Below are 19,728 nucleotides of genomic sequence, written 5' to 3'. Positions count from 1 at the left end.
AGACCGAAATTTCTGCATGCGCAATATCGCAAGCGCATAATCAGGAATTGGACAGACGTGCAGCCCCGAAATGCCTATTTTCAATGCATAATATGAACAGCTGCGCCTTTGAACACGCAAAAGGGGCCGCACGCGGCGGCCCCTGATGTCTCTGTTGGACTTGGCGTTTTGTTATGCGACCTGCTTCAGGGTCGGCGTCACGCCTTCGATCAGCTGTTTGTGCAGCGCCTTGATGGCGGGCTGCAGATCGTCGCGTTCCAGAATAAACTGGACGTCGACGTTGCGCGGGCCTTGCGACGCGCCAAGGCAAGCCATCCCGGAATTTGCCAACGCTTGCAGACCTTTGGTCAGAACCGACAGTCCGCGCAGGTCACGCCCAATGATCGAGGCCATGGACAGCGGACGGGCCGAGACTTCGGCACCCGGGTAGCGCTCTGCCAGATCACGTTCTACGCGGCGCATCGTTTTGAGCGAGGCATCCAAGTAGTGCGTGATCGTGTTCGCGTTCGAGGTCTTGGACACGATGCGGACACCGTGACGGGTCAGCACATCAAGAATGGTAGCATCATACCCTTTGACCCCGACCATGTCCTGCTCAAACACCTCAAGTGCCACGATATCCAGACCCGTGATCATCTCGACCGCTGCGTTTTCTGCAGGACGGTCGTCGATCAGGGTGCCCGGATCGGCAGGGTCAAAGCAATTCACCACACGCAGAGGAACATCAGCTTGGCGCAGTGTTTTCGCGGCCTTGGGGTGGATCGCCTCCATCCCCATGTTCGACATCTGGTCCGCCACATCGTAGTTGGTGTGACCCAACTTGCGCGCCACCCCTGCACCAACGAGTTTGGGATCGGCGGAGGACAAGTGGAATTCTTTGTGAATGATCGCTTCGCGGGCATGCAGCAGCGCTGCCATGCGCGAGAACGTCACCTCGGAATAGCCACGGTCGAATTCCTGCATCAGGCCTTCGGCGCATTGGGCATAGCCGGTCACGATGGGCATCTCGGTCGCGGGATCGACGTCTTTCATCGCGGTCATGATGCGTTCGTCGAGCGAGACTTCGCCCTGATCCCGCCAGCCAGAGAGATCCACGAAACGGGCGCTCACGCCGTGACGTTGCAACATCAGACTGGTAACAAAGGCCGAATGCGCCTCGCCCAAACCAGACAGCAGTTCGCGGATGTGCAGCATATGCTCCGACAGGCGGAAGTGGCCATAGCTGCACAGACGCTGTAGGTCGGTCAGACAGTTGCGAGCACCAGCGATACGCTCTGACACAAAGGCATCTGCCTGCGCGATGTCCGCCGAGTGATCCAGAACGGCTGCGTGTGCCTTCTGCATTTCAGTCGCGACGCGGCTCAGGGCATCATGCCAGCCGTGATCATTATCCGCATCGGCAAAGCGAGCATAAACGCCCGACTCACCGGTTTTCTTATGTTCCAGCAGCAGGTTGGTGATACCACCAAACGCCGAGACAACGAAAATGCGGCCATAAATGTCGTCCGAGACGCCGTTCGGGATAAACAGCGTTTCGGTCAACTCGTTCACGCGAGACATCGAGGTCCCGCCGATTTTTTCGACAGTATAGGTCATCAGATCCTTGTCTGCTGTTACGCCAACTCTTCGGCAGGGGCATAAGAGCCGTCTTCACGGTGCACCTCTTTGCCGGTCACGGGCGGGTTAAAACAGCAAGCCATGTGCAGCTCTTCTTCGGCGCGCAGAATATGCTTGTCGTGCAGGTTCAGGGCATACATGACGCCGGGCTTGATCTCGTGGGTCTCGCCGGTGGCGATATCGGTGATCGAGCCCTTGCCTGCCATGCAGTACACGCTCTCGAAGTGGTGCTTGTAGTGGAACGTGTGCTCCGAGCCCGCTTCGAGGATGGTGATGTGGAACGAGAAGCCCATTCCATCATCCGCCAGAAGCATGCGGGTCGAGGTCCACTGCGCGTCAGCCACGTGGCGGTCAGTTTTCTTCAGTTCGTTAAAATCGCGCACAATCATTATATCTTACTCCGCTGCCAGCTTTGCGTTGTTCAGCACGTCGCGAGCCGCTTTCTCGAGGATCGCGAAGCCTTCTTCGAACAGCTCTTTCGAGGTCGTCAAAGGCGCGAGGATCTTGACCACTTCGTCATTCGGACCCGAGGTCTCGACGATCAGGCCGTTCTCATAGGCGCGGCCACAGATGTCCGACGCCAGATCACCCGAGCCAACGTCCACACCCTGCATCAGGCCGCGACCCTTCAGGTAGGCGCCAGGAACAAGGTCCGCGATGCGCTGCAGCTTTTCGGTCATCAGAGCAGCCTTCTCGGCCAACTCGGTCTGGAACGCATCATCGGCCCAGAATTTCTCGATCGCGACACGGGCGGTGACGAAGGCGTGGGTGTTGCCACGGAAGGTGCCATTGTGCTCGGCAGGGCCAAAGATGTCGTGCTGCGGACGGACCAACATCAGCGCCATCGGCAGGCCAAAGCCCGAAACCGATTTCGCCATGGTGACGATATCCGGCTGCACGCCCATCTCATCAAACGAGAAGAAAGTGCCAGTGCGGCCACAACCCGCCTGAATGTCATCAATGATCAGCAATGCGCCGTGCTTATGGGCGATCGCTTGCATCTTGCGAACCCAGTCCGCCGATGCCGGGTTCAAGCCGCCTTCACCTTGAACTGTTTCGAACATGATCGCAGCGGGGGCGTCGATGCCACCCGACGGGTCGCTTAGCATCTGGTCCAAGAGCGCGGCGCTGTCCACACCTTCGGCGTAGCCGTCAAAGGGGAAGCGAGTCACGCCAGCCTTATCCATACCAGCGCCACCACGGTGGTAGCCATTACCGGTTGCTGCCAGCGCGCCCATGGTCACACCGTGGAAGCCGTTGGTGAACGAGATGATGTTGGTGCGACCAGTTACTTTGCGCGCAACTTTCATGGCCGCTTCAACAGCGTTCGCGCCGGTCGGGCCGGTGAACATCACGCGGTGATCCATCTTGCGGGGCGCAAGAATGTGATCGTTAAACGCGGTCAGGAACGCGCCCTTTGCATCGGTGTGCAGGTCCAGACCGTGCGCGATGCCGTCACCAGCAATATGCTCGATCAGAGCGGCCTTCATGTCGGCGTCGTTGTGGCCGTAGTTCAGCGAAGAGCAGCCCGCGAGAAAGTCAATGTAGCGGTTGCCGTCAGCGGTAAAGATTTCGGAGCCACGTGCCTCGGTGAACGAAGCAGGAAAGGCGCGGCAGTAGGAACGTGCCCCGCTTTCGCGGCGTTCATAGATCGTACGTTCAGTAGCCATGTCTTTGGGCATGGGGAAAATCCTTTGGTCAGTCGTAAAAGAGGGGAGAGTTCAAGCGGCGCGTGCAACAGAAGCCTGAGCGCGCGGCAGAGTGATGGTCACCATGTGTTCGGTGGCACACTCACCTTGAAAGTGCTCGTCTTCTGTAAAGTGCGGCTGATCGGTCAGATCCCCGCCGACGTCGCGGGCAAAGCTGCGGAACAGCCCCCACGATGCTTCGTTGCTTTGCGTGATCGTGGTTTTCAACTCACGCGCCTCTGCGGTCGCATCTCGCGACAGCAATTCACGCAGCATTTTTTTGCCCAAACCCAGTCCGCGCGCTTTGGGGCTGACAGCAACCTGCCAGACAAAGAACGCATTCGAGTTCGGGATCATGTGGCCCGAGATCCAGCCAACGACCTCGCCATTCAGCTCGGCCAGAACGCATGTATCGCGGAAATGGTCAGCCTGAATGATGTTGGCGTAGATCGAGTTTTCATCCAGAGGGCGACAGCTCCGGACGAGCTCCCAAACGTTCTTGCCATCAGTCGCATCCGGCTTGCGCAGGATCGGCTGCATGACTCGCATCGGAGTCGTTTCGGTCTGTACTTGCAACTCTGGCATGTTGGCCTCTCGGGTTGTTTCCTTTGACTGTCAAAGTAATAGAAGCTGAAAATATTTCAACCACCTAAGTTGTTTTTCTCACATCCCATAAATGCCTTTGTTTTCTTTATGTTTTTCGTGATTTTTACACCAAGTGGCCAAAATATTTCCCTTCGACAATCGAAGATCAAGGGTGAGATACTTAGCCAATTGAAGCATTTTCAGTTTTGTGCGATAAAGGAATATGTCTGAACAACACCGTGACCGAACCGACCAAAGCCTGATCGCCCTGCGCCGTATTCTGCGTGCGACGGAACTCTATTCGCGCAGCCTCGCGCAGTCGGCTGGCCTGACCCCTGCTCAACTGCGGGTTTTGCAGATCACAGCCGCACGGGATGGCAGCGCCACCCCCAAGGAGTTGGCGGTTCAGATGGGCGTGTCGCAGGCCACGGTGACTACGCTTGTGGATAGGTTGGTCGCGCGGAACTATGCGGTGCGCGTACGCTCTGAAACAGACCGCCGCCAGACGAACATCATCCTGACCGAGAGCGGCCAGATGGCCGTCCAGACTGCGCCAGACGCGCTGCAGCAGCGCTACGTTCAGGCGTTCGAACAGCTGAAAGACTGGGAGCAAGCGCAGCTACTAGCATCGCTGGAGCGAGTCGCAGCGATGCTGAATGCCGACGATATTGACGCCTCGCCAGTGCTGACCACAGGCGAGATCAAGGGCCACCGCGCCCATTAACCTGCGGGACAGAGGACGCTTTTTCCGTGACCTGCGGCAAATAGCGCCTACATATTGTGCAAAATCGCAAAATTATGCAAAAGGTGATGGTCTTTTAACCAGTACCCTGACGTGAATGCTGCATTGCGGCATTACGCTTGGGCATCCCCTCTGACTGAAAGGATGTCTTTATGATCGAACTTCTCTTCACGGCTTGTCTCGCCACAGCCCCTGACGTCTGTGAGCAAAAGAGCCTGACCTTTGTCGACGTGACCCCCATGGCTTGCATGATGGGTGCACAACCTGAGTTGGCCAAATGGCAGGTCGAGCACCCCAAATTCTCGGTCCAAGGCTGGAAGTGCCGAATGGTCAATCTGGACTCCCAAACCATCTAATCCGTCAGCACGCAGCCCTGTCAGAGGAGGGGCTGGTTGCGTGCCGACCTATTGAATGGTGATCTCGACCCGCTGGCTTTCGCCCTTGGATCCCGGAATACGCAGGAAATACGCGCCCGGTTTGATCGCCAGAAAGTCAATCTCCATCTCGCCGGCTTCGTCGAACTCGACGCTTTCCATGCCGAAGGGGCGCATTTCCAGCCCATTGACGACGACCTCATTCACCCAGATCGCACGAAAGAAACCCGGCCCCTCGAGCGCCAGTTCCCCGCTGCCGTCTGACTCGATCTCCAGCTCGTACATCATTCCAGACTTCAGCGTGATCGGCCCTTCTGCGATGGGTTTGCCGACGGACAGCGTAATCTCGGGCATCTCGCCCTTGTTGTTCGCGGACAGCACCCCCGCGAACCCATAGTCATGGGCGGCTGCACCACCCGCGATCAGCGCCAAAGCGCCTGCCGCGATCCAAGTTTTCATAACTCTCTCCCCAATTAGTTCGGTGTTACGACCACGCCCCAAGGCTGCTGGCCGACCTGAATGGACTGAATGGCCTTTTCCTTGGCCACGTCGATCACGGTGATGTCGTTGGAATTGCCGTTCGTGGTCAGCAAGTGCGCGCCGTCGGGCGTAAAGGCCATCTGCCACACCCGTTGCCCGACCAGAATGTAGTCCAGCACTTCGAGCGTATCCCCGTCGATGACGGCCACGCGGTTCGCCGGCCCCAAGGCAACAAAAATCCGACTACCGTCCGCGGTGACTTTAACCCCAACAGGCTGCAGCCATTCCGGCAGCACGCCAGAGACTTCGAAGCCGATCTTCTTGGTCAGGGTCGGCGTGCCGTCGTCTGCAATGTCGATGACCGATACAGTCCCCCCGATTTCTGAACTCACGAACAGGCGCTTGCCGTCCGGCGTGTACTCGGCATAGCGCGGCCGCTGATCGACGAGGATGTTATGTTTGATCTCGTAATCCTCGGTCGAGATAAAGTGCGCCATGTTCGTGGTTTCCGAGGTGTTAATTACGAACTTGGTGTCCGGAGAGATCGCCATGCCTTCGGGTTCGACCCCCACAGGGATTTCTGCCAGAACCGTGTGGCTTTCGGTGTCTGTCACAGTCACCAGATTGTCGTCCTCGTTCGCGATATACAGCGGATTGCCCGACGGGTGCAGAGTGAATAGCTCAGGATCTGGACCAGATGGCAGGCTATAGAGTTCCTCGAAGGTTTCAGTGCTGAACACTTTGACCTGATCATCATCAGAGGCACAGACATACAGCAAAGTCCCATCAGGGCTGACGGTGATCCCGCGCGGGCGATTTCCAGCAAAAAATTCTGTCTCGACCTGCCACGTCTCTGTGTCGATCACGGTGACTGTATTCCCCCGCTCGTTCGACACGAAGGCGCGGTTGGCAGAGACCGAGGTAGCGGCCATCACGAGGGCAGTCGTCAAAAGCAGAGGTTTCACAGAGGTCTCCATCTAGGGTTAATCAAAGGCGGCACAGGCGCTTTCGGCACGGTCCTGCCCTAGGGTGTCGAGCGGGGATATCTGGTGTAGAAAGCCATCCTGCGGACTGACGCTGACTGTGATGTGGTCGTCAAACAGCAAGATCGGCTGGCGCATCTGCCCATTCCAATCGCGGAAGGTGACCTTCTGCCCCTTGAACGCGGCCAGTTCGAAGTCATCCGACAGAATGTAGTCGCGCAGGACCGCCGGATCGTTGCTGCTGGTTCGAGTCACGGCCTCTCCGATCACGCGCAGAGCCAGCCAGACCTCGTAATCCTCTTCGTGGACATAGCGCCCCGTTAGGTCTTCGAACCGAGTATGGAACTGGGTTGCACCCCACGCCTCGTGCGCGGGATGAAAGGTCATCGGCCGCAGGCCAGCCGAGCCCATAACGGGCCGTGGATCCCACAAATGATAGGGCAGATACGCCGCAAAGTAGTCAGAGTTGTCGGCGGACATGACCACATCGTGGCGCGGCAAGTCCTGCATAAAAGTCGGCAATTGGCGCTGCACCAAGACATGACCCGAGTCCGTGCGGCGCGTGCCGCCGGTATCTTCGAATGTGCGGGTCTCGACCACTTTGGCGCCGAACTTGCGGGCAGCACGTTCGTAACTCTGTCCCAATTCCTGATCCGCGGGATTGGAGCCTTCGACAAGTACCCAGCGTGGCCACTTTTTCCACATAGCAAATTGGGCCACGGCATCCGCACGCATGTCATTGGACGGCGCGATGTGCAGCAGGTTTTCACGGCATTCAGCGCCGCGCAGACTATTATCAGCGGCGCCCGCATTCAGAACGATGCCACCTGCCCCAGCCACTGCATCCGCAATAGCCGCTGTGTCGGGCCCATTGGCGATGACCACCACATAAGGCGCGCCGCCGGCGACCAGTTCGACAGCGGCTTCGGCGGCGGCTTCGGGGGGAACGCTAAGAGTGCGAGTTTCATAGGTATGACCCAGAAAGCGGCCCGTCGTGCTGTTATCTTCGTCGGCGAGCGCCGCACCGGCGAACCCCAAATCATCCGGCTTCAGGTCATATCGCGAGATCGGCAGCAGTGTCTGATAGTCCACGCGCAAAACAGCAGAGGTCACCTCGACCGCCGCCGCGGGTGCCAGTCCGGCCAGCACCATCACAGAGGCCAAAGCCCATGTTCCCTTTTGTCCGCGCATGCCACCTCCGTACACGTTCACGTCACTGAATACCGACGCATACCAACAGCTTGTCAGAGCGGCGGCGAGGCTCGCTACCGATACTTTCGGAGCAATTGGCAGCAGCCCCCGTCCCGCGTGACGATGGCGGTATGCTACGGAACACCGCACTGATCCTGACAACCCTGCTCGGCTTTGGCTCTTCTGCTCAAAGCGCTGAGAGCGTTGCGTTTTTCGGGATCACCTTTCTGGACAGCTCTTTGCAGACTGCTGAACTAGGCCAAGACCCAGCAGAGATGGCGCGGATCGACATGCTCGAGGCGATGGTGCGCGAGCGCTTTGCCGAAAACGGGTACGACTTGGTCGATCTAGCCCCTGTGCAAGAGCAGATCGACGCCACCGTGAACCCCGCCAAATGCTATGGCTGCGACACGCGCATGGCGACCAAGCTTGGGGCAGACTACTCTCTGGTCGGCGAGGTTCAGAAGGTTTCGAACCTAATCCTGAGCATGAATTTACAGATGCGCGATGCCGCGACGGGCACCATGGTCAAAGGCCGTGTGGTCGATATCCGGAACAACACGGACGAAAGCTGGCAGCGCGGCATGCGGTACATCCTGAAAACAACGTTCTTCACAGAAGACAGGGGAGGATCCCAATGAAACGACGCTTATTCCTTGGCGCGGTCGCCTTGGCTGCACTGCCCGGGTTGGCCTATGCCCACGGGCCCACGCGCCAGAAGGTCACACTGACGACCGAAGTCGCTGCAGAACCCGAAGATGTTTGGGCTGCGATTGGCAATTTTCAGGACATGGGGTGGCACCCTGCGGTATATGCGACCACTGGGAACGGCGGCAACGAGATTGATGCCACGCGCCAATTGGTGCTTGGCGAAGAAGGCGGTCCGACGATCGACGAGATCCTGTACAAGTACGATGCCACCAAGATGAGCTATTCCTACCGGATCACCGACGTGAAGGTCGAGGTTCTGCCTGTCACCAACTACTCATCCCATCTGACGGTGACGCCCCGCGATGGCGGTGGCTCCAAGATCGAGTGGAAGGGTGCCTTCTATCGTGGGTACCCGAACAACGATCCGCCCGCCGAGTTAAACGACGAAGCCGCGATTGCCGCAGTCAGCGGGGTGTATCAGGCTGGTCTTGATGCCTTGGTCGAGAAATTTGGTGCGCCGGGTTCTTGAATTGGCGGCGGCGCTGGGATGCGCCGCCCTACCCGCGCTTGGGGATATCGCCTATATCACCTGTCAGAACGGCGAGGCGCTGAGTGTCTTTGATCTGGACGAAGGGCGCGAAATCGCGCGCTGGCCCCTACCCGGTCAACCGGCGGGAATCGCTGTGTCCGAAGCGGCCGTGTACACGGTTGCGCCGGAGGCCAAGACCGTCCGGCGTCACCACCCCGAAACCGGCGCAGTCTTGGCTGAGGTGGTTCTGGACGGCGGGCCGACGGGGATCGCCTATGATCCTGCGCACGATCAGCTCTTTGTGTCCGACTGGTACAACGCCCGCATCTGGGTGCTATCTGGCCAAGATTTAAGTGTGTTGGGCGCGCTGAAGACCGGTGCCGCGCCTGCAGGGTTGGATATCTCGGCGAACGGCAGGCTTCTGGCCAGTGCCGACCGCGATGGGGATCAGGTCTCTTTGTTTGACACAGACACACTCGAGGTCGTGGCCCGTGTCAAAACCGGCGTTCGTCCCTATGGTCTACGGTTCCATACAGACGGTCGGTTGTTCGTGGGGAATGTGGGAACGAATGACGTGAGCGTCATTGATCCAAAGGCTGGATCGGTGATTGCGACCATACCGGTGGGGGAGCGGCCCTACGGGATCGCCTTTGCGGGCGCTGTCGGCTTCGCGACCAACCAATACGCCAACACGCTGAGCCTGTTTGACCTGCAAACTATGGCTCCGCTGACCGAGATCGCCACAAACGAATACCCTGAAGGGATCGATACGACCTCTGACGGAGATATCGTGATTGCGAACTGGTTCGACAATACCATCCAAGTCATTGATCCAGAGAGCCAGAGCATCATTGCAACCTACCCGACAGCAGACGGGCCACGGGCGTTTGGCCGGTTTATCCGACCCTGAGCTTATTACTCCTCGGGAAAGGGTTTGATTTGCTCGGCCGGCAGATCAAAGAACGTCCAGCCGTCGGTGCCATCGGGATACCAGCTGACATCCTTATAGCCTAACTCCAGAGCGCGCCGCGCAGCATTGTAGGACATCCAGCATTCTTCGAGGCAGAAAAAGACCAGCGGATGCGCTTTGTCGCCTCCACTCGCCGCCTTCAATCCGGTCAGAAAATAGTCGAGCGTCACCTCCGCCAACGCGCCGTATCCCGTGTTCGGCAGCCAGATCGCGCCGGGGATAGAGTGGCGGGGTTTGTCGCGCCAAATCGTGCCTTCTGGCAGATTGGCAGGTTTTGGCGCTTGGGGCAGCACATCGACAAAAGCCGCCTGCCCCTCACGCCAGAGCGCCTCGGCCTCTGGGGTCGTGATGACAGTCCCGCCAGAAAGCTCTGACGGAACTGCAGCCCGATACTGTTGGGTACGGTAGCCCTCGGGCTCGGCCACCTGCGCGAGGAGAACCATGGGCAAGCCGGACATTAGAGCCGCCCATAGCCACCTCACTGGGGGAGCTCCAGCAAGGTCTGACCCTGCGCATCCAGCAGGGGCACCCCCGCCTCCATGAGAATGGCGTTGATCTCATCCTGGTGACGACGAATGAGCGAGTTCAGCTTGCGCTGCCAGACCTTCTCTCCCTGACGGACGCCCATGGTGATGCGGTAGAACATCTTGGGCGGCAGTATTTCCCCCAAAAGAGGCAGGACCGTCATGCCAGGATAATCGGATTTCACCAACGGCCCGCCAAGCGGCCCCCACAAAATGGCGGCATCAATCTCTTGGGCCTTGAGATCTTCGAGCATGCTGACCACGGGACTCTCGTAGCGGCGGTCCACGGTCAGGTTATAGGGCTTGGCCTTGCCGATCAGGCCGTAGCGCGCCATGTGCGTGGCGGGCGGGGTGCCTGCCACAATACCGATCCGTTTGCCCTGCAGCGCGGGATCAGACAGCCCGCTGACGCTGGACAAGTCGCTATCCCGAGGCGCGACAAGAACAAACCCAGAGGTCATGTAATGGTTCGTATTGAGAACCATCTCATGCCCCTGGGCATACCCGATCACTAAATCGCACTTCGCCGCCTTGAGCGTATTGCGGATGAAGCCCGTGGCCATCGGGTACCACTCGTACTCCACAGGTAAATCCAGTTTTGACGCAAACAGCTCTGCCAGTCGGTTCTCGTATCCCCTGCCCTGATCGTCGGACATCGGCAGGTTGGCCGGATCTGCGCACACACGGAACGCATGGTGCGACACCAGATCCGAGGTCTGCGTGGCGCCGCTGACGGGCAAGAGCCCGCAGAGCGCCACGGCCAGAACCTTGAGGGCAGATTTACGTTCCCATGCAGGCATTTTCAGCTTCGCGGATAGCATCGGATTTGGCTTCTTTGCTGCCGGGACGACCGCGCGGCACAGCTTCCATGCCGCGGGCTTTGAGGTAGACATAGATGTCATCCAGATAGCACATCACGTTCAGGTTGGTGCCAAAGGCAGGCATGACCGAATTATCTGCTGCATCGACCCGCTGCCGTCCATTCGTCACCACGTCGAGGAAGTCGTAGTAATCCATGTCCAGCGCGGATTTTTTCAGCGCGGGCGCGTAGGTCGACCCCTCGCCATCGGGGCCGTGGCAGACGTGGCATTCCGAGTGATAGCGGCGAAAGCCCGAGAAGGTCAGCCAGTCAACCTTGCCATCATCGGTGACGTTAAAGGTCGGAACGTCATCTTCGGTGAAATAGCGGCCATCTTCCTCGTAGGAGACGGCGATGTTCGGGTCGTCCATTGTGTAGCCAGATTCAGCCCAGACACCAGACGCAACCATCAGACCGGTGGTCAGTGCCACCAGAGAAAAACCCTGTCGGATCATCATATTATCCTTAAGTTTTCGGGGGTCGGAACCGGCCAAACGGCCGGCTCCCTTGGATCGAAACGATCGCTCAGTCAGGCAGGGTGAACACGGTCAACTGACCACCCAGAGCGGTGTAGTCGCTGAGCGCCGAGTAGCCGCCCACAGCCCCCAGACCGTCGTTCGGGTTGGTCAGACCAGCCGCAAGGCCAATGCCGGCCCATCCGCCGACACCCGACAGAACCGCGACGTACTGCTTGCCCGCCTGCTCATAGGTCATCACGTTGCCGATGATGCCCGAGGGGGTCTTGAAGCGGTACAGTTCTTCGCCGGTGTCAGCCGAAACGGCCTTCAGGTAACCTTCGAGTGTGCCGTAGAACACCACGTCGCCAGCGGTAGCCAGAGCACCCGACCAGACCGAGAACTGCTCGGGAATGGACCACTTGATCTCGCCTGCGATGTTGTCCCAAGCGATGAAGTTACCCATGCCGCCATGGCTGTCCGGTGCCGGGTACATGGCCAGTGTCGCGCCCACATAGGGCTGACCAGCGGTATAGCTCACGCGGAAAGGTTCGTAGTCCATGCAGACGTGGTTGGTCGGCACATAGAACAGCTCTGTCTTGGGGCTGTAGGACGCGGGCTGCTGGTCTTTGGAGCCCAGAGCCGCCGGACAGATGCCGGTCGAATTCACGTCTTCACCGTTCTGCTCGGTCGAGTACTGCGCCACCACCGCGGGACGGCCATAGGTCTCTGAATTGGGATCCATGTCAACGCCGGTGGTCCAGTTCACAGCCGGATCGAACTTTTCAGCGAGGATCAGTTCGCCGGTGACGCGGTCCAGTGTGTAGGCCAGACCATTCCGGTCAAAATGAGTCAGCAGCGGACGGATCGCGCCATCAATCTCTTGATCGGTGAGGATCATTTCGTTGATGCCGTCATAATCCCACTCGTCATGGGGGGTCATCTGATAGACCCACTTGGCCATGCCGTCATCGGGATCACGCGCCATGATGGTCATCGACCAACGGTTGTCACCAGGACGCTGCGCCGGGTTCCAAGTCGACGGGTTACCTGTGCCGTAGTAGATCAGATCCGCTTCGGCATCATAGGAATACCATCCCCACGTGGTGCCGCCTCCGATCATCCACTGGTCGCCTTCCCACGTGTTGGTGCCCGAGTCCGGCCCAACGGGCTCACCCAGATGGGTGGTGGTTTCAGGATCAAATAGGATTTCGCTGTCCGGACCCATAGAATAGGCGCGCCATGCGAGGCTACCGTCTTCCATGTTGTAGGCGGTCACAGAGCCACGCACACCGAATTCACCACCCGAGATGCCAACGATGACCTTGTCCTTGACCGGCATGACGGTCGCGGTGTTGGTCTCGCCCTTGCTGGGATCGCCGTTCTTGACCGACCACAGCGCTTCGCCCGTGTTCGCGTCCAGCGCCACGACTGTGGTGTCCGCCTGATGCAAGAAAATCTTGCCATCCGCATAGGCCACGCCGCGGTTTACGGTGTCACAGCACATCACAGGGATCACGTTCGGATCCTGCTTGGGCTCGTATTTCCAGATGATTTTGCCTTCCTCTTTCAAGTCCAGAGCGTAGACCGTATTCGGGAATGGCGTGTGGACGTACATCACGTCCCCGACCACCAGCGGCGAGCCCTCGTGACCGCGCAGAACACCGGTCGAGAAGGTCCATGCGACCTGCATGTCCCCAACGTTGTCTGCGTTGATCTGATCGAGTTCCGAATAGCGCTGGTTCTCGTAGTCGCCAGTCTGGATCGCCCACTGCGCGGGGTTGTCGATCTGGCTTTGTAGATCGGCATTTGCCAGCGCGCCTGTCGCCGAGCAAATCGCCAATACTGATGTTAAGTACTTAAGGCTTTTCATGTTTTCCTCCCTGATTGACGGGCCATCCCCGCCCTCTGGTCATCGGGCACACCTCTCCCGACTGGTGCCTGCGTCCAGCGACCTCTCCCTCCTCTGGGCGCGAGCTTCTTGTGATGGGGCCCTATGATCCCCGTGGGTCTGTTACTTGGTGAACGTTCCCAAATATGCGATCACGTCTGCGCGCTCTTGCTCCTTGCGCAGACCTGCAAAAGACATCTTTGTTCCCGACACATGCTCGCGCGGTTTCGCGAGGAATGCGTCCAGTTCTTCTACCGTCCAGGTCACCCCGGTTTCGGCAAACTCCTGCATCGCCGGAGAGTAGGAATACCCCTCCGAAGCAGCGACTTCGCTGCCGACAATGCCATTCAAAACGGGTCCGGTTTTCGCTTTGGCGTCCTCGCCCACGGCGTGGCAAGCCTGACACTTCTTAAAGACTCGCTCGCCTTTGGCGGGGTCGCCTTCGGCCATAACCCCATGGGCCGGTACCGAGAGTAGAAGTGCTACGACAAAAACCCGTTTGAACATGAGTAACTTCCTTTAAATCAGCCGTTCCGCATGCCATGCGACATGCTCGCCAGCGAACGTGCTGACGAAATAGTAAGAATGGTCATAGCCCCGCTGCATGCGAAACTCGCCCGGTTGACGGCGGCGCGCCATGGCCGCTGACAGGCTTTCGGGCTTGAGCAGGTCCAGAAATTGGTCCGAAGCCCCCTGATCAATCAGGATATCGCCCTTCCAACCATGCTCCTCTAGCAGGAGCGTGGCATCGTAATTCGTCCAAGACGTCTCGTCGTCGCCAAGATAGGCCGACAGTTGCTTGCGCCCCCAATCCGAACAGGTGGGGTTCGTGATCGGCGCAAAAGCCGTCAAGGAATGGTAGCGGTCCGGATTACGGATCGCGATTGTCAGGGCGCCATGGCCGCCCATTGAATGCCCTGTTATACCGTGCCGCTCCGTCACCGGATACGTCCGCTCGACCAAGTTCCGAAGTTCGTCTGTGATGTAGTCATACATCTGAAAGTTGGCTTTCCACGGATCGCAGACAGCGTTCACGTAGAAGCCCGCCCCCTGCCCCAGATCATAAGCCTCGTCATTCGCGATCGCGTCGCCGCGCGGCGAGGTATCGGGATAGACGATTGCCAGACCATGGCGGGCAGCATGTTCCTGCAGGCCAGCCTTGCTCATGGCGTTTTCGTGCGTGCAGGTCAGCCCCGATAGATACCAAAGCACCGGGACTGGACCTTCTTCGGCTTGCGGAGGCAAGTAGACCGCAAAGGTCATGTCGCACCCGCAAGCGTCAGAGGGATGTTTCGCGACGATCTGGCGGCCGCCGAAGCTTCTGTTTTCCGATACGACCTCCATCTCGTCCCCCAACCTTAGAACTTCACGACAGCGCGGATCGATTTGCCCGCATGCATCAGTTCAAAGCCTTCGTTGATCTCGTCGAGGGTCAGCTCGTGCGTGATCATGGGGTCGATCTCGATTTTACCGTCCATGTACCAGTCAACGAACTTGGGAACGTCGGTCCGGCCCTTGGCGCCACCGAAGGCTGTGCCTTTCCAGACGCGGCCAGTGACCAACTGGAACGGACGGGTGCTGATTTCGGCACCAGCCGGCGCAACGCCAATGATGACCGACACACCCCAACCGCGGTGCGAGCATTCCAGAGCGTCACGCATAACCTTGACGTTGCCGGTTGCGTCGAACGAGTAGTCCACGCCGCCGATGACATCGTCACCTTTCTTGGTCAGGTTCACGATCTCTTGGACGACCGAGCCTTCGATCTTGGACGGGTTCACAAAGTGGGTCATGCCGAACTTGCGGGCCATTTCCTCTTTGTCGTCGTTCAGATCGACACCGATGATCATGTCCGCACCTGCCATACGCAGGCCTTGGATCACGTTCAAACCGATGCCACCCAGACCGAACACAGCCGCAGTCGAACCGATCTCGACGCCCGCAGTGTTGATCACGGCACCGATGCCAGTGGTGACGCCACAGCCGATGTAGCAGATCTTTTCGAACGGCGCGTCTTCGCGGACCTTTGCCAGAGCAATCTCGGGCATGACAGTGTGGTTCGCAAAGGTCGAGCAGCCCATGTAGTGATAGATCGGGGTGCCATCCAGCATTTTGAAACGGGTGGTGCCATCGGGCATCAGGCCCTGACCTTGGGTATTGCGGATCGCAGTACACAGGTTGGTCTTGCCCGAACGGCAGCTGGGGCATTCGCGGCACTCAGGCGTATACAGCGGGATTACGTGGTCGCCGGGCTTGAGCGTAGTGACGCCTTCGCCGACTTCCAGAACCACACCGGCACCTTCGTGGCCGAGAATGCTGGGGAATAGACCTTCGGGGTCATCACCCGAGCGGGTGAATTCGTCGGTGTGACAAATGCCGGTCGCTTTAATCTCGACCAGAACCTCTCCCTTTTTGGGGCCCTCGAGTTCGACTTCCATAATTTCGAGGGGTTTGCCTGCCTCTAGGGCAACGGCGGCACGGGTTCGCATCCATAGTCTCCATGAATTTGAGTTAGTATTCCGCGGTACACACGGGTTGATCCAAGTATGCTGAGCAGTTTGCATTTCACTCAATGCATACGATGGTTGGTGTCAGGTCTGCATAGACATGCAACCCTTAAGTAGCACATAGTCCAAACGCGGAGGGGGTACTACATGAAGATTTTATGTAATCTTTCTATGGCTCTGGCTTTGTCAGTTGCGACAAATCAGGCTCTGGCTGCGGACTTTTCCGACCCGACTTGGCCCTGCATCCAGCGCAAGGTCGAGCGTTTGTCGGTCGGTCTGATGTGGCCCGATCCCAAACCAGAGATTACCCTAACCGACTCTCAGGAAAGCGCGGTCAAGGAGTTGGCCGCTGCCCTGTCGTTGCAGCGTGTGGATATGGAGACCGCAGGTCAGATGGTGACCGCGTTCGCCCAAACTCATGGTGCAGAACGGGATTTGATGCAGGCGGTCTTTACGCAGGTCTTTGACACCGTCGGCAAGCGGCGCACCCGCATTATCAACGGGATCGGCAATGTCTCGACCGGACAGATCAAGCTGGCCGAGCGGATTGACGAAACACGCTCGGAAATGGACCGTCTGATGGACCAGCCAGAGCCGGACTATGACCGCGTAGACGCCTTGGAAGAGCAACTCGACTGGGACGACCGCATCTACCGCGAGCGCCAGCAATCCGTCACGTACCTTTGCGAATCCCCTGTCCTGCTGGAAAAACGTTTGTTTGCGCTGGCCAATCTACTGCAGAACGCAGCGCTTTAGGGCTTATTCCCACTCCAACTGCGTGTAAGCGATGGTCGCGTTGCGCGGAGTGAAGGTCTCGCACAGGTGCCATTCCTTGGACACTTCTTGCGCAACGGTCGTCGCGGCCTGATCCAGCCGTGTACCTGCGGCCAGAGCAGCGCGGGTTTCGGCCTCTAACGCTGTCAGATACCGATCCAGCGGCAGATCATCCGGCGGCCAATCCAGAACCTCTCCGTGTCCGGGCACCATGTGATCCACATCTATCGCGATCAGATCGTTCAACACCGCTTGCCAGCCAGAGATCGACCCATCCAACGACGGGCAATGGTCATCGAACAACAAATCTCCCGCAAACAGCAGGCTCGCATCCGGCACATGCACTGTCAAATCGGTCGGGGTATGTGCCAAAGGCCATGCCTGTAGCACCAGACGCCGACCCCCAAGGTCAAGTTCCATCCGGTCTACAATCTCTAGATCAATTTCGGGCGACGCGGTTCCTGCAACCTGTGCCGCCCCCACCTCTTGGCCCATCCGTAGCATGTAGCTGTCCTGACGGTCTGCCAGAGCGCGGGCCAAGCCGTCTCGCCCGACCACCTGCGCACCAGCTTCGGCAAAAACCGATGCACCGAGCACATGATCGGGGTGCATGTGGGTCAGGATCAGGTGGCGCACGGGCAAATCCGTGACCTGACGCACCGCCCGCCAGAGCGATTCGCCAACCTTCCGCGTACTGCCCGAATCAATCACGGCGACTGAATCGCGGCCCACAACCACCCCAAGGTTCGCCACATCCCCCTTATTTTCGGGATTTGGCTCAGCGATTTCCCCGATATGCACGTACAAATCCGGCGCGATTTTTGTCAGCGCCAGAGCGGGACCTGCGGGCTGACAGACAGCTTCGACATTGCTCTGCCATTCTGCGGCAAGGCTCTGGCATCCTAACAAAGTTTCCGCCTCGAACCCTGGAAACAGCTGATCGTGACAGGCCCCTGCCACACAAACAGTCGCGATCAATTCAAACATCTGCGCCTCCTTTGGCCCTTGAAAACAAGGGTCCGCGGGGACCGCCGCCCGCGCCACACAGACTTTCGGCGGTATGAGAAACGCATTGCTGATCTGGCATACTTCGCCCCAAGGAGGAGCCCGAATGATCACACGTTGCCTAGCCGCTGCGTTGGCCTTGTCCATCGCCCTGCCCGCGACCGCTCAGGATAATCCAATGCGCGACAGTCCCACGTGGACTGATCTGCAAGCGGATGTCATTGGTGAAATGACGCCGCTTGCGGCAGATGGCATGTTCCGAGTCGAAACGCCTGCCCGCGCCCAAGACGCCGGTACCGTCCCGATCCGCATCGTGCAAACTGATCCCGCGATGGCTGTCACTGCCGCCACCGTGGTGGTCGACGAAAATCCAGCACCAGTGGCAGGGACCTTTACCTTTGGCCAAGACATGCTGCCGCTGGATTTTGAGCTGCGCGTGCGTGTGAACCAGTACTCCAACGTGCGCGTGCTGGCAAAAACGCCAAACGGGCTGGCAATGGATGGCGGCTACGTCAAAGCATCAGGCGGGTGCTCGGCCCCTGCGACGCGCGATCCAGAGATGGCCAAAGTCGACATGGGCCAGATGAAGCTGCGGCAGTTCGAGCCTTTGGACCACAACCGCCGCGAAGCGCAAATTATGATCCGTCATCCTAACTACTCGGGGCTTCAGCGCGACCAACTCACGCAATTATTCATTCCCGCCCATTTCCTGAGCGAGATCGAAGTGTCCCAAGGTGACACGCCCCTGTTTTCCATGGAGGGCGGGATCTCGATCAGCGAAAATCCCGTGTTCCGGTTCATCTACACAGATAATGGCGAAGATGCGCTCGTGGTCACAGCGACCGACACCTACGGCAACATCTGGCGCAACGTGCTACCCAAGTCGGGCAGCTGATTAAAAACAGATGACTTCTGCCTCGGCTTGCGCGCGTTTCAGATCCGCCACCAGAGCCGAGGCAGAGGCCGCACTCCGGAAGATCGCCATACGCTCGCCGCCTGTCCGGCGCATGGACATGACCGTCTCGGCCTCGACATACCTGGCATATGGCAGGATCGTCGCGATTTGGTCGATTGAACAGGAGCACTTCTCAAGCGTTTGGCGGGTCTGCCCATTTGACGCCATGCAAGCAAAGACATAGTCCGCCCGAGCCGCCGTTGGATAATCGTTCAGCCGGTCGGCCACGCTCTGCCCATAGGCAGGCAGCGCGGCCAAAGCCAGCAGCAGCGCAAGGCCTCTCATTCCGCATCCTCGATCGCGACAAAGCGAGTTTCAGATCGGTAGCCAACAGCGCTTTCGGGCGGCGTCACGGCGGACATCGACAGGTACCAACCAGGTACGGCATCCGACATCGCGAAAATCAGTTCCAGATCCTCGAACCCATGCATCCGGTCGCGGTTCGGATCATCGGCAAAAGGCCGCATCACAACTGTTTTGACCGCGATGCCCGCACCATCCAGATCGGCCTGACCTTCCGCCATTTCCGCTGCGCCCACGAGCGCCTCTTTCAAACGATTTCGGATATAGAATGGGCTGCCGCCCGCCGTCTCGGCCATGTCGCGGGCAACCGTTTCCGCAAAGTACATGATCATCGGATTTCCGATGCTGGCTGGAAAACTGCCCAGATTGCGGTGCTTTTCCTCTTGGCGAAACTCAAGGTTCGCCATCAACGCATCGCCCTGCTCGAGCGAAAGAACAACGTTTCCGGTGTCCCTTGTGGCCGTTTCTGGCTTGACCTTGTTCGTCACCTCGCGCCTGTAGACCAGCTTGTCGCCCTCTTCCATCTGCGAGAGCGTGCCCGATTTGAACAGCGTCTCATAGAGGGCATTGCCTTCGAGAACAGCACCATATGCTGGTGCGCCCAAGGCCGCGATGATCGCCAATGAAAGCAGGTGTTTCCGCATA

At 58.6% G+C, this 19,728-nt stretch carries 24 protein-coding genes; 7 read left to right on the top strand and 17 right to left on the bottom strand.

Annotated elements, in window-relative coordinates; translation table 11 throughout:
• Window positions 1-171: 171 nt before the first annotated feature.
• The 4 genes from N4A58_RS04320 to ectA are packed head-to-tail and all read right to left on the bottom strand — an operon-like array spanning window position 172 to window position 3,890.
• Window positions 172-1,596 carry an aspartate kinase gene (locus tag N4A58_RS04320; RefSeq protein ID WP_293708105.1) on the bottom strand — a complete coding sequence of 475 codons (1,425 nt, stop codon included), beginning with the start codon at window positions 1,594-1,596 and terminating at the stop codon, window positions 172-174.
• A gap of 17 nt (window positions 1,597-1,613) precedes the next feature.
• Window positions 1,614-2,006, bottom strand: coding sequence for an ectoine synthase (locus N4A58_RS04315; protein WP_293708104.1), 393 nt, complete (start codon window positions 2,004-2,006; stop codon window positions 1,614-1,616).
• Between the two features lie 6 nt (window positions 2,007-2,012).
• Entirely contained in the window at window positions 2,013-3,299 is a 1,287-nt protein-coding gene (gene ectB, locus N4A58_RS04310) for a diaminobutyrate--2-oxoglutarate transaminase (protein ID WP_092463699.1), read from the bottom strand.
• 39 nt (window positions 3,300-3,338) lie between these two features.
• Complete coding sequence (gene ectA, locus N4A58_RS04305; protein ID WP_293708103.1) at window positions 3,339-3,890, bottom strand: diaminobutyrate acetyltransferase; 552 nt, start codon at window positions 3,888-3,890, stop codon at window positions 3,339-3,341.
• Window positions 3,891-4,113: 223 nt separating this feature from the next.
• Between ectA and N4A58_RS04300 the strand changes: the two genes are divergently transcribed.
• Both N4A58_RS04300 and N4A58_RS04295 read left to right on the top strand, forming a co-directional pair.
• Window positions 4,114-4,614, top strand: coding sequence for a MarR family winged helix-turn-helix transcriptional regulator (locus tag N4A58_RS04300; RefSeq protein ID WP_293708102.1), 501 nt, complete (start codon window positions 4,114-4,116; stop codon window positions 4,612-4,614).
• 170 nt (window positions 4,615-4,784) lie between these two features.
• A complete protein-coding gene (locus N4A58_RS04295; protein ID WP_293708101.1) occupies window positions 4,785-4,988 on the top strand; it encodes a hypothetical protein in 204 nt (67 codons plus the stop codon).
• Window positions 4,989-5,036: 48 nt separating this feature from the next.
• On the opposite strand, the gene N4A58_RS04290 is transcribed toward N4A58_RS04295, so the two are convergent.
• From N4A58_RS04290 to N4A58_RS04280, 3 genes are read right to left on the bottom strand one after another with little or no spacing between them, the layout of a single operon-like run.
• Window positions 5,037-5,465, bottom strand: coding sequence for a hypothetical protein (locus tag N4A58_RS04290; RefSeq protein WP_293708100.1), 429 nt, complete (start codon window positions 5,463-5,465; stop codon window positions 5,037-5,039).
• A gap of 14 nt (window positions 5,466-5,479) precedes the next feature.
• Window positions 5,480-6,451, bottom strand: coding sequence for a YVTN family beta-propeller repeat protein (locus tag N4A58_RS04285; protein ID WP_293708099.1), 972 nt, complete (start codon window positions 6,449-6,451; stop codon window positions 5,480-5,482).
• Between the two features lie 18 nt (window positions 6,452-6,469).
• Window positions 6,470-7,660, bottom strand: coding sequence for an ABC transporter substrate-binding protein (locus N4A58_RS04280; protein WP_293708098.1), 1,191 nt, complete (start codon window positions 7,658-7,660; stop codon window positions 6,470-6,472).
• Window positions 7,661-7,791: 131 nt separating this feature from the next.
• Here N4A58_RS04280 and N4A58_RS04275 point away from each other — a divergent pair, with 131 nt between their 5' ends.
• From N4A58_RS04275 to N4A58_RS04265, 3 genes are read left to right on the top strand one after another with little or no spacing between them, the layout of a single operon-like run.
• Window positions 7,792-8,301: a DUF3280 domain-containing protein gene (locus N4A58_RS04275; protein WP_293708097.1), complete on the top strand. Its 510-nt coding sequence runs from the start codon at window positions 7,792-7,794 to the stop codon at window positions 8,299-8,301.
• A complete protein-coding gene (locus tag N4A58_RS04270) occupies window positions 8,298-8,840 on the top strand; it encodes an SRPBCC family protein (protein ID WP_293708096.1) in 543 nt (180 codons plus the stop codon). Before N4A58_RS04275 ends, N4A58_RS04270 begins: the two co-directional genes overlap by 4 nt.
• Complete coding sequence (locus N4A58_RS04265; RefSeq protein ID WP_293708095.1) at window positions 8,824-9,750, top strand: YncE family protein; 927 nt, start codon at window positions 8,824-8,826, stop codon at window positions 9,748-9,750. Before N4A58_RS04270 ends, N4A58_RS04265 begins: the two co-directional genes overlap by 17 nt.
• A 5-nt stretch (window positions 9,751-9,755) precedes the next feature.
• On the opposite strand, the gene N4A58_RS04260 is transcribed toward N4A58_RS04265, so the two are convergent.
• The 7 genes from N4A58_RS04260 to N4A58_RS04230 form a co-directional block, all read right to left on the bottom strand.
• Complete coding sequence (locus N4A58_RS04260; protein WP_293708094.1) at window positions 9,756-10,268, bottom strand: PQQ-dependent catabolism-associated CXXCW motif protein; 513 nt, start codon at window positions 10,266-10,268, stop codon at window positions 9,756-9,758.
• A gap of 20 nt (window positions 10,269-10,288) precedes the next feature.
• Window positions 10,289-11,155 (bottom strand): substrate-binding domain-containing protein, encoded by an 867-nt coding sequence (locus tag N4A58_RS04255; RefSeq protein ID WP_293708093.1) that lies wholly within the window; start codon window positions 11,153-11,155, stop codon window positions 10,289-10,291.
• Window positions 11,115-11,564 carry a c-type cytochrome, methanol metabolism-related gene (locus tag N4A58_RS04250; RefSeq protein ID WP_245780402.1) on the bottom strand — a complete coding sequence of 150 codons (450 nt, stop codon included), beginning with the start codon at window positions 11,562-11,564 and terminating at the stop codon, window positions 11,115-11,117. Before N4A58_RS04250 ends, N4A58_RS04255 begins: the two co-directional genes overlap by 41 nt.
• A 154-nt stretch (window positions 11,565-11,718) precedes the next feature.
• Window positions 11,719-13,521 carry a lanthanide-dependent methanol dehydrogenase XoxF5 gene (gene xoxF5, locus N4A58_RS04245; protein ID WP_293708092.1) on the bottom strand — a complete coding sequence of 601 codons (1,803 nt, stop codon included), beginning with the start codon at window positions 13,519-13,521 and terminating at the stop codon, window positions 11,719-11,721.
• Between the two features lie 141 nt (window positions 13,522-13,662).
• Window positions 13,663-14,046, bottom strand: a complete 384-nt coding sequence (locus N4A58_RS04240) for a cytochrome c family protein (protein WP_293708091.1) — start codon at window positions 14,044-14,046, stop codon at window positions 13,663-13,665.
• A gap of 12 nt (window positions 14,047-14,058) precedes the next feature.
• Window positions 14,059-14,883 (bottom strand): S-formylglutathione hydrolase, encoded by an 825-nt coding sequence (fghA, locus tag N4A58_RS04235; protein ID WP_293708090.1) that lies wholly within the window; start codon window positions 14,881-14,883, stop codon window positions 14,059-14,061.
• Between the two features lie 14 nt (window positions 14,884-14,897).
• Entirely contained in the window at window positions 14,898-16,028 is a 1,131-nt protein-coding gene (locus N4A58_RS04230) for an S-(hydroxymethyl)glutathione dehydrogenase/class III alcohol dehydrogenase (RefSeq protein ID WP_293708089.1), read from the bottom strand.
• Window positions 16,029-16,193: 165 nt separating this feature from the next.
• Here N4A58_RS04230 and N4A58_RS04225 point away from each other — a divergent pair, with 165 nt between their 5' ends.
• Window positions 16,194-16,802 (top strand): hypothetical protein, encoded by a 609-nt coding sequence (locus N4A58_RS04225; protein ID WP_293708088.1) that lies wholly within the window; start codon window positions 16,194-16,196, stop codon window positions 16,800-16,802.
• Window positions 16,803-16,805: 3 nt separating this feature from the next.
• On the opposite strand, the gene N4A58_RS04220 is transcribed toward N4A58_RS04225, so the two are convergent.
• Window positions 16,806-17,807 (bottom strand): quinoprotein relay system zinc metallohydrolase 2, encoded by a 1,002-nt coding sequence (locus N4A58_RS04220; protein WP_293708087.1) that lies wholly within the window; start codon window positions 17,805-17,807, stop codon window positions 16,806-16,808.
• A gap of 124 nt (window positions 17,808-17,931) precedes the next feature.
• Between N4A58_RS04220 and N4A58_RS04215 the strand changes: the two genes are divergently transcribed.
• Window positions 17,932-18,720, top strand: a complete 789-nt coding sequence (locus N4A58_RS04215) for a quinoprotein dehydrogenase-associated SoxYZ-like carrier (RefSeq protein WP_293708086.1) — start codon at window positions 17,932-17,934, stop codon at window positions 18,718-18,720.
• Here the strand turns inward: N4A58_RS04215 and N4A58_RS04210 are convergent, their stop codons facing one another.
• Window positions 18,721-19,065, bottom strand: a complete 345-nt coding sequence (locus N4A58_RS04210; protein ID WP_293708085.1) for a hypothetical protein — start codon at window positions 19,063-19,065, stop codon at window positions 18,721-18,723. It lies immediately after the preceding gene.
• Window positions 19,062-19,727 (bottom strand): hypothetical protein, encoded by a 666-nt coding sequence (locus tag N4A58_RS04205; RefSeq protein WP_293708084.1) that lies wholly within the window; start codon window positions 19,725-19,727, stop codon window positions 19,062-19,064. Before N4A58_RS04205 ends, N4A58_RS04210 begins: the two co-directional genes overlap by 4 nt.
• Window position 19,728 lies beyond the last annotated feature (1 nt).

Origin of the sequence: Donghicola sp. (assembly GCF_025210255.1) — a bacterium.
GTDB classification, from domain to species: domain Bacteria; phylum Pseudomonadota; class Alphaproteobacteria; order Rhodobacterales; family Rhodobacteraceae; genus Donghicola; species Donghicola eburneus.
The sequence above is the reverse complement of the archived record's forward strand: the minus strand, read 5'-3'. Positions and strand labels throughout refer to the sequence as shown.